Source organism: Streptomyces hyderabadensis (assembly GCF_020404845.1).
GTDB lineage: Bacteria > Actinomycetota > Actinomycetes > Streptomycetales > Streptomycetaceae > Streptomyces > Streptomyces hyderabadensis.
In genome coordinates, this window is record NZ_JAIOJZ010000036.1 from 1 (window position 1) to 12,641 (window position 12,641).

The 12,641-nt window shown below is 73.2% G+C and carries 10 protein-coding genes; 8 read left to right on the forward strand and 2 right to left on the reverse strand.

All coding sequences use genetic code 11. The features are described from left to right. Positions 1-880: MFS transporter (locus K7854_RS24930; RefSeq protein WP_226028783.1), on the reverse strand; the 880-nt coding region annotated here is incomplete at its 3' end. 187 nt (positions 881-1,067) lie between these two features. Between K7854_RS24930 and K7854_RS24935 the strand changes: the two genes are divergently transcribed. From K7854_RS24935 to K7854_RS24945, 3 genes are all read left to right on the forward strand, one after another. After that, a complete protein-coding gene (locus K7854_RS24935; RefSeq protein WP_226028784.1) occupies positions 1,068-1,688 on the forward strand; it encodes a TetR/AcrR family transcriptional regulator in 621 nt (206 codons plus the stop codon). An 81-nt stretch (positions 1,689-1,769) separates the two neighbouring features. Next, entirely contained in the window at positions 1,770-2,471 is a 702-nt protein-coding gene (gene rnhB, locus K7854_RS24940) for a ribonuclease HII (protein WP_226028785.1), read from the forward strand. A gap of 68 nt (positions 2,472-2,539) precedes the next feature. Continuing rightward, positions 2,540-3,172, forward strand: a complete 633-nt coding sequence (locus tag K7854_RS24945; RefSeq protein WP_226028786.1) for a hypothetical protein — start codon at positions 2,540-2,542, stop codon at positions 3,170-3,172. Positions 3,173-3,534: 362 nt separating this feature from the next. Here the strand turns inward: K7854_RS24945 and K7854_RS24950 are convergent, their stop codons facing one another. Beyond that, complete coding sequence (locus tag K7854_RS24950; RefSeq protein ID WP_226028787.1) at positions 3,535-4,149, reverse strand: hypothetical protein; 615 nt, start codon at positions 4,147-4,149, stop codon at positions 3,535-3,537. Between the two features lie 290 nt (positions 4,150-4,439). Here K7854_RS24950 and K7854_RS24955 point away from each other — a divergent pair, with 290 nt between their 5' ends. The 5 genes from K7854_RS24955 to whiH all read left to right on the forward strand — a co-directional run bounded on the left by K7854_RS24955 (position 4,440) and on the right by whiH (position 12,333). Continuing rightward, positions 4,440-6,599, forward strand: a complete 2,160-nt coding sequence (locus K7854_RS24955; RefSeq protein ID WP_226028788.1) for a RecQ family ATP-dependent DNA helicase — start codon at positions 4,440-4,442, stop codon at positions 6,597-6,599. 117 nt (positions 6,600-6,716) lie between these two features. After that, on the forward strand, positions 6,717-8,465 hold the full coding sequence (locus K7854_RS24960) for a DUF4192 domain-containing protein (RefSeq protein ID WP_226028789.1): 1,749 nt from the start codon (positions 6,717-6,719) through the stop codon (positions 8,463-8,465). A gap of 7 nt (positions 8,466-8,472) precedes the next feature. Continuing rightward, complete coding sequence (locus K7854_RS24965; RefSeq protein WP_226028790.1) at positions 8,473-9,231, forward strand: NUDIX hydrolase; 759 nt, start codon at positions 8,473-8,475, stop codon at positions 9,229-9,231. Between the two features lie 55 nt (positions 9,232-9,286). Next, positions 9,287-11,281 carry an ABC transporter ATP-binding protein gene (locus K7854_RS24970; RefSeq protein WP_226028791.1) on the forward strand — a complete coding sequence of 665 codons (1,995 nt, stop codon included), beginning with the start codon at positions 9,287-9,289 and terminating at the stop codon, positions 11,279-11,281. Positions 11,282-11,445: 164 nt separating this feature from the next. After that, the gene (gene whiH / locus K7854_RS24975; RefSeq protein ID WP_226028792.1) at positions 11,446-12,333 is read left to right on the forward strand and encodes a sporulation transcriptional regulator WhiH; all 888 of its coding nucleotides are present in this window, start codon (positions 11,446-11,448) and stop codon (positions 12,331-12,333) included. Positions 12,334-12,641: the final 308 nt, after the last annotated feature.

Consider the following 12,641-nt stretch of genomic DNA (forward strand, 5'->3'; position numbering starts at 1 on the left):
TGCCGAACATCGCCGCGGCCAGGCTCAGCATGATCACGTAGGTGCCGGAGCGGTTGCGGTCGGCGAACATCTTCAGCGGCGTGATCGGTTCCTTGGCCCGCGACTCGATGAGGACGAAGGCCAGCAGCAGGACCGCGGCGGCCGCGAAGGAACCGATGGTCAGATTGTCCCGCCAGCCCTCGTCGGCGGCGCGGATGAAGCCGTAGACGAGCGATGCCATGCCCGCCGTCGAGGTCACCGCACCGGCGATGTCGAAGCGGCCGGTGTGCCGTTCGGACTCGCTGATGTAGAGCGGCGCCAGCACGGCGATCAGCACGCCTATCGGCACGTTGACGAAGAGCACCCAGCGCCAGTCCAGCCATTCGGTGAGCATGCCGCCCGCCAGCAGGCCGATGGCGCCGCCACCCGCGGAGACGGCGGCGAAGACGCCGAAGGCCCGGTTGCGCTCCGGCCCCTCGGGGAAGGTGGTGGTGATGAGCGCCAGCGACGTGGGCGAGGCGATGGCGCCGCCCATGCCCTGCAGGACGCGTGCCGCGAGCAGCTGCCAGGGTTCCTGGGCGAAGCCGCCGAGCAGCGAGGCGAGGGTGAAGAGCAGGATGCCGGTCATGAAGACCCGGCGCCTGCCGAGGATGTCACCGGCCCGGCCGCCGAGCAGGAGCAGGCCGCCGAAGGTGAGCGTGTAGGCGCTGACGACCCAGGTGAGGTCGGTGGTGCTGAAGTCGAGCGCGTTCTGGATGTGCGGGAGCGCGATGTTCACAATCGTCGCGTCGAGTACGACCATGAGTTGGCAGGCCGCGATGACGGCGAGTGCGATGCCGGGATGCCCCTCCCGGCGGGCCGCTCCCGGCTTCTGGTCTTTGAGCAGAGAAGAGGTTGTCACTATGTGTCCCCCACGAATGACTTAGTGAACGCTCGCGTTCACTGTTGCTTCAACGTTAGTGACCCGGAGACAGTGGACGCAACCGTTCACTTGTCGTGTCGTCGCGTGTCCGGTCCCCCGTTGCGGCCGCGCGATGCACGCCTTATCCCCGAATACCCGTTTTCACCGCTTTCTGGAGATCCCCGACATGGTTGCTTCGCACTGGGCGGCCGCCTCCGCCCAGACGCCCTCCCGCCGGCGAGGCGCGGTCCTGGAGCGCGCGATCCTGGAGGCCGCGCTGGACCAGCTCGGCACCGTCGGCTGGAACGGCCTGACGATGGAGGGAGTGGCCGCGGGCGCGCAGACCGGCAAGGCGGCCGTCTACCGGCGCTGGCCGTCCAAGGAAGACCTCGTCGCGGACGCGCTGCGGTCCGGCCTGCCGGACTTCGAGACGGTCCCCGACCTGGGAAGCGTGCGCGACGATCTGCTGGAGCTCTGCCGCAGAGCACGTGACGCGATGTACTCCCGCCCCGGATTCGCTCTGCGCTCGGTGATTCACGAATGCGACACCGTGCAGGCCGAGCGCTTCCATGCGGTGATCATCAAGGGTGTGGTCGAGCCAACGCTCAAGGTGCTGCGTGAGGTCATCCACCGCGGAATGGAGCGGGGAGAGGTGCGGGACGACGCGGCCAACGGCTACGTCTTCGACGCCATCCCGGCGATGATGATGTACCGCTCGAAGATTTGTGCAAGTGAATGGACGGACTGCGAGCTGGAGGAAATGATCGACCAGTTGATGCTCCCGCTGCTGCGGCCCGGCAAGTCCTGAACCCGGCCGGCGCGAAGACCGGTCCCGTTCGGGCAACCGGGGTGTCGCCCGGGGATCGCAGCGGCGTAGGCTGGGGGCGCCATGCCGTACGAACCACCTACTCACACCGTCGAGCGCTCTCTTCGCGCCACGACCGGAGCGAAGATCATTGCCGGTGTCGACGAGGTGGGGCGCGGCGCGTGGGCCGGTCCCGTCACCGTCTGTGCGGCGATCACCGGACTGCGCCGGCCGCCGGTCGGCCTGACCGACTCCAAGCTGCTCACCGTCAAGCGACGCACCGAACTCGCCGTGGAGTTGCGGACCTGGGTCACCTCCTACGCCCTGGGGCACGCCTCTCCGGAGGAGATCGACGAGCTGGGCATGACCGCCGCGCTGCGCCTGGCGGCGGTGCGTGCCCTGGAGACCCTGCCGGTCCGCCCCGACGCGGTCATCCTCGACGGCAAGCACGACTACCTCGGCGCCCCTTGGCGGGTCCGTACGGTGATCAAGGGTGATCAGTCCTGCGTCGCCGTCGCGGCGGCCTCGGTGCTCGCCAAGGTCCAGCGCGACAAAATGATGGCCGAACTGGGTGTCGACCATGCAGACTTCGGTTTTGCGGACAACGCCGGGTATCCGTCGCCCGTGCACAAGGCCGCACTGGAGGAGCGGGGCCCCACCCCGCACCACCGGTTGTCGTGGGCGTATCTTGATGCGCTGCCCCAGTGGCGGCACCTCAAGAAGGTCCGCAGTTGGGTGGACGGAAGCGTTCCGGAAATCGAGGGTCAGCTCGGATTCGATTTCTGACGGTTCCGCTCGCAGGCATGTGCCACCCGCCGACGCGAGCCGCACCAACGTTTGATAAATATCAGCTCATGCCTCTCATTCCCGAGGAGCCTCAGATTCACGAGAAGGCCCAGGGTCCCCGCGCCACTCCGGCCAGCGGCCGCACCGCGCCGACCCCCCGCCCCGTACCCGGCCCCCGTCCCGCGGCTCCGCCGCGCCCCGGCCGTCCCGGCCCGGTGCGGCCGGCCCCGCCGGCGCAACGCGCGTCGCGTGACACGGCCGCGGCCAAACCCGGACCGCCCGGTCCGGCCACTCCGGCAGCCACCCCGGCCGCCCCGCAGATCCAGTTGATCCCGGCCACCCCCGACGGTGCGCTCGACGCCGCCGAAGAGGCGGTGGACCTGCTGCTGGACTCGGGCCGAACCCCCGGTGACGTGCTGGTGATCACCACCGGCGAACCCCACCCGTGGGCGGCCCACGAACTGTCCTTCGGCGAGGCCGCCTACTGGGCGCAGCACGACGCGGGCGACGACGTCTTCTACGCCGACGCCGCCGTCGCGGACCGTGCCGCGTCGCGGGCCGTGGTCGTGGTCGCGCTCAACGGCGGCCCCGAGGCCGCCGCTGCGACCGCCCTGACCGTGGCCCACTCGCGGGCCGGCGCCCTGCTGATCGTCTGCGGCGACCCGCAGCGGATCAACTCGGTGCTGGGCGCGGGCGTCTGAGTCCGTTCCGCCGAGTGCGGCGGACGCCGGGTGCGCCCCCCCCGGGCCCCGGTCCGGAAGCCCCGCACGGAGGCGGCTTCGGCGTGCCCCGGCACGGCGACACAGCCCGGCCGGGCAGCTGATCGGACCCGACGGCGGCGCGCCCGCCGGGTCACGGCCACGCCGTGGCACCGTACGGGGCGCGGCGGAAACGGGTCATCGCGCGGTCACAGGGGCATCGGGTCACCGCTCGGGTCCCAGTCGAGTCGAGTCACCGCGCGGGTCGCGGAACGAGGCGGGGCACCGCTCGGGTCGTGGACGAGTCGGGGCACCGTGCGGGCAGGCCGCCCGCCCTGGTTTCCGGGCCCGGCCTCACCCGGGGCTCAGCGGGCCGCGGCGCGGCGCAGCACGTCCGAGGCGACCCCGCCGGTGCGCGGGGGCGGGGGCGGCGCCTCCGCCGTGGCGAAGGGCTCCGGCGCCGACGCCGCATTGGGCCGGCGCCCGCCGCGGCCCTCGCCGAGGACCTGCCAGCCGTCCCGGGTCAGCGTGATGTACGCGCCGCAGCGCAGCCCGTGCAGCGTGCACGCGTCCCGCAGCCCCCACATCCACGCGCCGTCCTCCTGCGTCCAACGCGCGTCGCCGTCACGGCAGTAGAGCAGCACGGCGGTGCGCACCGGGGTGCGGCGTCGCAGGTCGTGCGGGATGACACGGCGCAGCTGGGAGAGCAGTGCGTTGCGGAACATCCATCCGTCCGCGGGGGAGCGGCGGCTGGTGAACGAGGCGCTGGCGCGCAGTCGTTCGTCCGGGTCGAGTACGGCCACCACCGCCGTCGCCGGTTCGGGGCGGTGCCGCGCGTGCAGTCCGGTCACGACCTCGCGCGGATTGCGCAGCAACGGGATGCCGGCGGCGGCCCACTCCGCCGGTTCGAGCATGCGGGTGGCGGAAACGGCGGACGACGAAAACGAGGCCGCCGAGGACGGAGCGAATCCGAAGGTCACGTTCCTCCCTTCGGCTACGCGCCCACACTGCGGGCAGGGTCGGATTCGGGGAGCGCGCACCGCAGCGAAGCCCTGCCGGGGTCACGGATGGGCCGTGCGGGGAGCGGACTTCAATTCTTCCTGTCGAACTTGGATGCGGCAACGAGCAATTGAGACCGAGGACCCATATCGGCCGATGTGCGTTCTATATCCCTACCCGGAGCGTCACGGGGCGACGCATGGGGCACGGCATGCGCCGCGGTCCGTTCCGGATTCGCCGATTGTCAGTGCCATCGGGTTGCATGGGGAACATGGACCACGTGGAACTGCGTACCGAAGCCGACGCCGTCCTCGCCGAGCTGGTCGGCGACCGTGCGGGCTCGGCACGGCTGCGGGAGGACCAGTGGCAGGCGGTGGCGGCCCTGGTGGAGGAGCGCCGGCGGGCTCTGGTGGTGCAGCGCACCGGCTGGGGCAAGTCGGCCGTGTATTTCGTCGCCACCGCCCTGCTGCGTCGGCGTGGCGCGGGGCCCACGGTGATCGTCTCGCCGCTGCTGGCGCTGATGCGCAACCAGGTCGAGGCGGCCGCGCGCGCCGGAATCCGCGCGCGCACGATCAACTCGGCGAACCCGGAGGACTGGGAGACGATCTACGGGGAGGTCGAGCGGGGTGAGACCGACGTCCTCCTCGTGAGCCCGGAGCGCCTCAATTCCGTGGACTTCCGCGACCAGGTACTGCCGAAGCTGGCGGCCACCACCGGTCTGCTCGTGGTGGACGAGGCGCACTGCATCTCCGACTGGGGCCACGACTTCCGCCCCGACTACCGCCGGCTGCGCACCATGCTGGCCGAGCTGCCCGCCGGGGTGCCGGTGCTGGCCACCACCGCGACCGCCAACGCGCGGGTCACGGCCGACGTGGCGGAGCAGTTGGGCACCGGGGGCGGGGACGCCCTGGTGCTGCGGGGGCCGCTCGACCGGGAGAGCCTGCGGCTGGGCGTGCTCCGGTTGCCCGACGCGGCGCACCGGCTGGCGTGGCTGGGGGAGCGGCTGGGGGATCTGCCCGGTTCCGGGATCATCTACACGCTGACGGTGGCGGCGGCGGAGGAGGTCGCGGCGTTCCTGCGGCAGTGCGGACACCCGGTGGCCTCCTACACGGGCAAGACGGAGAACGCCGACCGGTTGCAGGCGGAGGAGGACCTGCTGGCGAACCGGGTGAAGGCGCTCGTGGCCACCTCGGCGCTGGGCATGGGCTTCGACAAGCCCGACCTGGGCTTCGTCGTGCATCTGGGGTCGCCCTCGTCCCCCATCGCGTACTACCAGCAGGTGGGACGCGCGGGGCGCGGGGTGGACCATGCGGACGTCCTGTTGCTGCCGGGGCGGGAGGACGAGGCGATCTGGGCGTACTTCGCCTCGGTGGGCTTCCCGCCGGAGGAGCAGGTCAGGCGCACGCTGGCGGTCCTGGAGGAGGCGGGGCGGCCGATGTCGCTCCCGGCACTGGAGCCGTTGGTGGACCTTCGCCGTTCGCGACTGGAGACGATGCTCAAGGTCCTGGACGTGGACGGCGCGGTCAAGCGGGTGAAGGGCGGCTGGACCGCCACGGGACGGCCCTGGACGTACGACGCGGAGCGGTACGCGTGGGTGGCCCGGCAGCGGCAGGCGGAGCAGCAGGCCATGCGGGACTACGTGGCGACCACCGGCTGCCGGATGGAGTTCCTGCAGCGGCAGCTCGACGACGAGAAGGCGGCACCCTGCGGTCGCTGCGACACCTGCGCAGGCCCCTGGCTCGACCCGGCCGTCTCCGCCGAGGGCCTCGCGGCGGCGACGGGCGAGCTGGACCGCCCGGGCGTGGAGGTCGAGCCGCGCAAGATGTGGCCGACCGGGCTCGCCGCGGTGGGGATGGACCTGAAGGGCCGTATCCCCGCGGGGCAGCAGGCCCTGACCGGGCGGGCGCTGGGGAGGCTGTCGGACATCGGCTGGGGCAACCGTCTGCGGCCGCTCCTGTCGGCACAGGCGGCGGACGCTCCGGTCCCGGACGACGTGCTGGCCGCCGTCGTCACGGTGCTGGCCGACTGGGCCCGCTCGCCGGGCGGCTGGGCCTCCGGCTCCCCCGACGCGGTGGCGCGGCCCGCGGGCGTCGTCGCCATGCCCTCCCGCACCCGCCCCCACCTGGTGACCTCACTGGCCGAGGGAGTGGCACGGGTCGGCAGGCTCCCGCTCCTCGGCAGCCTCGCCCTCACCCCGCACGCCGGGGAGTACGCCGCCCACCGCAGCAACTCCGCCCAGCGGCTGCGCGCCCTGGCCGAGTCGTTCACCGTGCCCGGGGAGCTCGCCACCGCCCTGGCCGGTACCCCTGGCCCGGTCCTGCTCGTCGACGACTGGACCGACTCCGGCTGGACCCTGGCCGTGGGCGCGCGCCTCCTGCGCCAGGCCGGTGCCGACCAGGTGCTCCCGCTCGTCCTGGCCCTGGCCGGATAGAGCCTCCGGAGAGGGCGGGGGCGGGGAAGGTCCAAGGCAGGACGAAGGTGACGTGTCCCTGTCGGGAGTTATCCACAGGGCAAAACGGAACGTCCCGATTCGCGAGATCGTCGAGCCATGACGAACCACAGCGAAACGCCTGGATCCGCCGAGAACGGCGACATCTCGCAGGCCGCACAGCCGGACCGGGCGCACCGAGCCCCGCACGAGAGCCCCGGAGACGAACACCAGGTCACCCTGCGCACCCCCGCAGAACTCGCCGACGCCCTGCCGTACCTGCTCGGATACCACCCCGAGGACAGCATCGTCCTGGCCGCCCTGCGGGACAGGGACGGGCGGGGCCGGTTCGGCGGCCGCGCACGGCTCGGCATCCCGGCGAGCCCGGACGACTGGGCGGGCGCGGCCGGACAACTGGTGCACGGACTGGTGACCGGAAGCGAGCGCCGAGGGGTGCGGCCCGAGCAGATGGTCGCCTACCTCTGCCAGGAACCGGGCCGGGGCGAGACCGGCCGGGACGTGATGGAGCGGTTGCGGCCGCTGGCCCAGAGGCTGCGCGTCGAGTGCGGCGCCCTCGACATCCCGGTCGTCGAAGCACTGTGCATCTCGGACGGGCGCTTCTGGTCGTACTGCTGCGACGAGGAGGCCTGCTGCCCGGCCGAGGGCCTGCCGATGGGACCGCCGGGGACGTCGGTGCTGGCCGCGGCGGCCACCTACGCCGGTATCCAGGTGCGCGGCTCGCTCAGCGAGCTGCGGGCCAGGATGCTCCCCAGGGAGGACGTGGTCGCGGTCGAGCAGGCGGCGGCCCTGGACGCGGCCTGCTCGACGCTCGTCTCCCGGATCCTGGACGCCGAAGGGCGTGCGGAGGTGGCCGAGGAGACGCTGGAGTCGGCGGAGCGGATCATGCGACGCCTCGCCGAGGCCCCGTCCGCGTCCGGCGTAGCGGCCGAGGACCTGCGTGACGACCGGTTGCTGGGGCACGACGAGGCGGCGGCGTTGATCCTCGGACTCCAGGACCGTACGACGCGCGACCGGGCGGCCGCCTGGATGGAGGGCGACGAGGCGGCCCCCGCGATGCGCCTCTGGCGGGCCCTGGCCCGACGCTGCGTCGGGCCGTACGCGGAACACGCGGCCGCGCCCCTCACCCTCGCGGGTTGGGTCGCCTGGTCCACCGGTGACGAACTGGAGGCGCGGGAGGCACTGGCCATGGCCCTCGGCGCGGATCCCGACTACCTCTTCGCCCGGCTGCTGCACCAGGCGTGCAACGAGGGCCTCGACCCCGAGTCGATCCGCCGCTGCCTGCGCGGGGGCGGGAAAGGCGGCCAGGGCGCGGGGGAGACGACTGCGGACGAGGACGCACCCGGCGCTCCGTCCGCGGAGCCGGAACCCGCCCGGCCCGTCGCGGCGACCCCCTCCGGCGGCCGGCGCCGCACACGCTCTCCCGCCCCGCCCCGTGCCGTCCGTGGCCGGGCGAGGACACGGGGCGGCGAATCCGGCACCGAGGCCGGCCGCCCCCGCACGTCCTCCGGGGCCGGGCGCCCCGGGACCGCACGGACCGACCGGTCCCGCCCGCACGCCTTGGGGACGCCGGTCACGGGCCGGCGGGGAGCCTGCCCGGAGGGGGGCGGGTACGGCAGAGCGCGGGAGCCGAGGCGGGAGCGAGCGCCCGTGAGGCGGATGGTCGCGGCACCGGAGCCGTACGCGGAGGCCTCGGGACGGCCGCCTCGCCGACGCGGTGGGTCTGACCTGGTACGACGTGTACCGGCGGGGCACGCGGGGACGGGCGGCGGGACGCGGGCCGGGAAGAAGTGGATCAGTACCCGGAGCGGTGGGCGAAGGGAGTGTTTATCGTCAGGCAGACGACTATGATCGCCGCATGCCCTACGACCCGTCAGCCTTTCCGCCCTTCGCCGTCACTGTGGACCTGGTCGTGCTGACCGTGCGTCGTCACTCCCTGTGCGCGCTGGCGGTGCGCCGGGGCGAGCCTCCGTTCCAGGGGCGGTGGGCCCTGCCCGGCGGGTTCGTGCGGGCGGACGAGGACCTGGCGCAGGCGGCGGCGCGGGAGCTGGCCGAGGAGACCGGGCTGTGCGTCCACGACCCTGCCGCGCCCACCCAGGACCACGGCGCCCACCTGGAGCAGCTCGCGACCTACGGTGATCCCGATCGCGACCCCCGCATGCGGGTGGTCAGTGTCGCCCACCTCGCGCTCGCCCCCGACCTGCCCGCGCCGCGGGCGGGCGGCGACGCCAGCAACGCCCGCTGGGCCCCGGTCGAGGAGCTGCTGGAACAGAGCGGCTACGGCCGGGCCGGCGAGGCGGTGGCGCCGCTCGCCTTCGATCATGCCCGGATTCTGGCGGACGGGGTGGAGCGAGCCCGTTCCAAGATCGAGTACTCGTCCCTGGCCACCGCCTTCTGCCCGCCCGAGTTCACCGTCGGCGAGCTGCGCCGGGTCTACGAGGCGGTGTGGAGCGTCGCGCTCGACCCCCGCAACTTCCACCGCAAGGTGACCGGCACCCCGGGTTTCCTCGTCCCCACCGGCGGGACCACCACCCGCCAGGGCGGCCGTCCCGCCCAGCTCTTCCGGGCGGGCGGCGCGACCCTCCTGAACCCCCCGATGCTCCGTCCCGAGGTGTGACGCCGGGCCTGCGTGATGCCCGAAAAACCGGATATCGCACGCTATTCTGCTACAGGTGATCCAGGCCTTCGGACTGACCAGCAACCCCCGCAAGGAGCTTCCGCCCGCCGTCGACGACGTCTCGTTCGAGGCGCGCGCGGGCCGCGTCACCGCACTGCTCGGAGCATCGGGCGCCGGCAAGACGACGGCACTCAGACTCATGCTCGAACTCCAACGGGGCCGGGGTCTCACCTACTTCAGAGGCCGCCCCCTGCACCGCATCGCCCACCCCGCACACGAGGTGGGTGTGCTGCTGGGAGACGTTCCGGGCCACCCCGCGCGTACGGTGCGCGGCCATCTCCGCATGCTGTGCGCGGCCGCCGGCGTTCCCGTCGGCCGGGCGGACGAGGTCCTGGAGTCGCTCGGCCTGCTGAACCTGCGCGACGAACGCCTCGGCACCCTCTCGCGCGGCATGGACCGACGCCTCGGGCTGGCCTGCGCGCTGGTCCCCGACCCGCACACCCTGGTTCTCGACGACCCCGCCGGCGCCCTCTCCGTCCAGGACGCCCGACGGCTGCACGACGCACTGCGGGCGCATGCCGCCCAGGGCGGCACGGTCCTGTTCAGCACGGCGGACCCCAAGGAGGCGGCGCGCAGCGCCGACCACGTCGTCACCCTGGAGCGGGGCAGAGTCGTCGCCGACCAGGCGGCGGCGGAGTTCTCCCGCACCCGGCTGCGACCCCGCGTCGCCGTCCGCAGTCCGCACGCCGCCCGCCTCGCCGCCCTGGTGACGAAGGAGGCACGCACGGCCCGCCGTTCCGTCGAGGTGGTGCGCGAGGGCGGCAACCGGCTCGCCGTCTACGGCAGTACGTGCGCCGACATCGGTGAGACGGCCTTCCGGCACGGGATCCTCGTACACCAACTGGCCGACGAGGTGGGCGACATGGGACCCGGGGCTGACGGCATCCCCGCGGCGCGGCAGCAGGAGCGACCGGAGGCGGACGGCGATCGCGCGCCCGCCGCCGGGACGCCGCGCCCGCCGTGCCCGTCCCCCGGCACGGAGGAAGACCCGGCCGAGGCCGCCGCCGGAGCCTCGGACCGCCCGGCGTCCGGGACCGCCCTGCACCGGACTCCCGGCCCCCGCCGAGCCCTCGTCCCCGCCCGCCTCCCCGGGCCTCCCGGGCCCTGCGCACCCGGCGCCGACCCGCACCGCACCGCGCGTCCGCCCGACAGCCTCACACCCGGCCGAGCGACGGCCCGGGAACAGGCCGCCACCCTTCCGCCCGCCATCTCCGTCCGCTCCGCCCCCAGCCCCCTCCGTCCGCTGCGCTACGAACTGCGACGCGCGGTGGGTGTCCGCACCGGATTCGTCACCGGCGCGGTCGTGCTCCTCGTGTCCGCCGTCACCGCCGTGGTCCTGGCCCGGATCGGACACACCCCGCAGCCGCGGCTGCTGGCCGCGTGGCCGCGTGAGTTCCCGCTGCCGCCCGCCGCGCTCGGTGCGGGGCTGCTCGGCGCCCTCGCCTTCGGCGACGAATTCCGCCACCCCGCCCTGGCCGCGGACCGCGGCACCGTGCCCCGCCGCCTGGGGCTGCTGAGCGCCAAACTCCTCGTCTCCGCGGCCGCCGCGCTGTTGCTGGCCGCCCTGACGGTGGGGTGCGACGCCGAGGTGCTCCGTCTCCTCTACGGCCAGGAGCTCGCGCGGGTGCCCGCCGACTGGCCCGCGCTGAGCGCCGGTTGGCTGGGACTCGTGGTCGGCTGCGCCTGGGCCGGAGTGCTCGCCGCGGGTGTCTTCCGTTCCACCACCGCGGGGCTGGCGGCAGTGGTCGCCGTCCCGGTCGTCGTCGTACCGCTCGTACAGAAGGTCTGGGCGGGTCCGTCCGTGCGGACGGCCGCGGGGTTCCCGATGCGGGTGCGCGAGGTCCTGTTGAGCCAGTGGCCGTTCGGTGGTGAGCGGTACGTGGCCGAGATGCTGCGAGTGATCGCTCAACCGGTGGGCGGTGCAATGACGTTGTCGCTGACCGCTCTGCTCTGCGCCTATCTGCTCACGACCCTGCGCAGCAGGGTTTGACGACGGGTGTCTCGCCCTTCCGTTCCGACCGTGTGCGCAACTCCCCGGGGAAAGCCCATTTCTTTCCGATAAGGCGTCAATTGCGACGGGGTGAGCGATCACCCTTTCGTGTGCTTTTCACCAAAGACCTCAAGGGAGTTGGGGCCAGCGCCGACAAAGGATGCGTGAGTACCCTTGCGCACACCATGATGACCGCCGCCCGCTCCGCCGACTCCGGCCTCGCGAACCCGGGCGAACTCGACCGCTACCCGTACGCGGAGACGCCCGCCGTCGACCGCGTCGGAGCGCCCTCCTGGGAAGGGGTGGAGCCCGAGCTGGGCCGCGTGGGCCGGCGCACCGCGGGCAACCGTGGCCGCGGACTGCACGGGCAACTCGTCCAGCAGCTGGGCCAGATGATCGTTTCGGGCGACCTGGGTGCCGACCGTCCCCTGGTGCCCGAGGAGATCGGGCAGCGTTTCGAGGTCTCCCGCACCGTGGTGCGGGAGTCCCTGCGCGTGCTGGAGGCGAAGGGACTGGTCAGCGCCCGCCCCAACGTCGGCACCCGGGTGCGCCCCGTCAGTGACTGGAATCTCCTGGATCCGGACATCATCGAATGGCGTGCCTTCGGCCCGCAGCGCGACGACCAGCGCCGCGAGCTGAGCGAGCTGCGCTGGACGATCGAGCCGCTCGCCGCGCGCCTGGCCGCCGGGCACGGACGCGAGGACGTCCAGCAGCGGCTCTCCGACATGGTCGGGATCATGGGCCACGCCATGGGGCAGGGCGACGCGCTCACCTTCTCGCGCGCCGACGCCGAGTTCCACACCCTGCTCATCCAGGTCGCGGGCAACCGGATGCTGGACCACCTCTCCGGCATCGTCTCCGCCGCCCTCCAGGTCTCCGGCGGCCCGGTCACCGGCTGTGACCGGCCGAACGACGTGTCGCTCGCGCAGCACGGCAGGATCGTCGACGCGCTCGCCACCGGCGACGGCGCGGCGGCCGAGGCGGCCATGCGTCAACTGCTGACCGTCCACCCCGAGGTGGAGCGCGTGGTGCCCGCCCCTCGCGAGCACTGACCGCTTCCGCCGGAACGGCACGGTCCGGACACGCCAAACCCCTCCTGTGGCTGTGGCCGGCCGCCGCCGTCGCCGCCGGGCCCCGCGGACGCCCATGGCTCCGCGGGGTCCGACGGTGTGATGAGAGGCTGAGCTTCCCGGTGTGGTCGGGACGCATGGGTTGGTGACCTTGTTCATCCGCTTTCGACCGGTTTTGATCGCTTACGGGGTGTGACTCGGGCCACGCGGATTGGGCGTAACGCTCTTGGGAACAACACGATGACCTAAGAGGTGACAGCCGCGGAGGGAATACGGACGCCGTTCACGGC

Bases quoted from the DNA above. Each gene is read 5' to 3' on its own strand.
- rnhB (WP_226028785.1), top strand. From the start codon at position 1,770: ATGCCGTACGAACCACCTACTCACACCGTCGAGCGCTCTCTTCGCGCC.
- K7854_RS24965 (WP_226028790.1), top strand. From the start codon at position 8,473: ATGCCCTACGACCCGTCAGCCTTTCCGCCCTTCGCCGTCACTGTGGAC.
- K7854_RS24960 (WP_226028789.1), top strand. From the start codon at position 6,717: ATGACGAACCACAGCGAAACGCCTGGATCCGCCGAGAACGGCGACATC.
- K7854_RS24955 (WP_226028788.1), top strand. From the start codon at position 4,440: ATGGACCACGTGGAACTGCGTACCGAAGCCGACGCCGTCCTCGCCGAG.
- K7854_RS24935 (WP_226028784.1), top strand. From the start codon at position 1,068: ATGGTTGCTTCGCACTGGGCGGCCGCCTCCGCCCAGACGCCCTCCCGC.
- K7854_RS24945 (WP_226028786.1), top strand. From the start codon at position 2,540: ATGCCTCTCATTCCCGAGGAGCCTCAGATTCACGAGAAGGCCCAGGGT.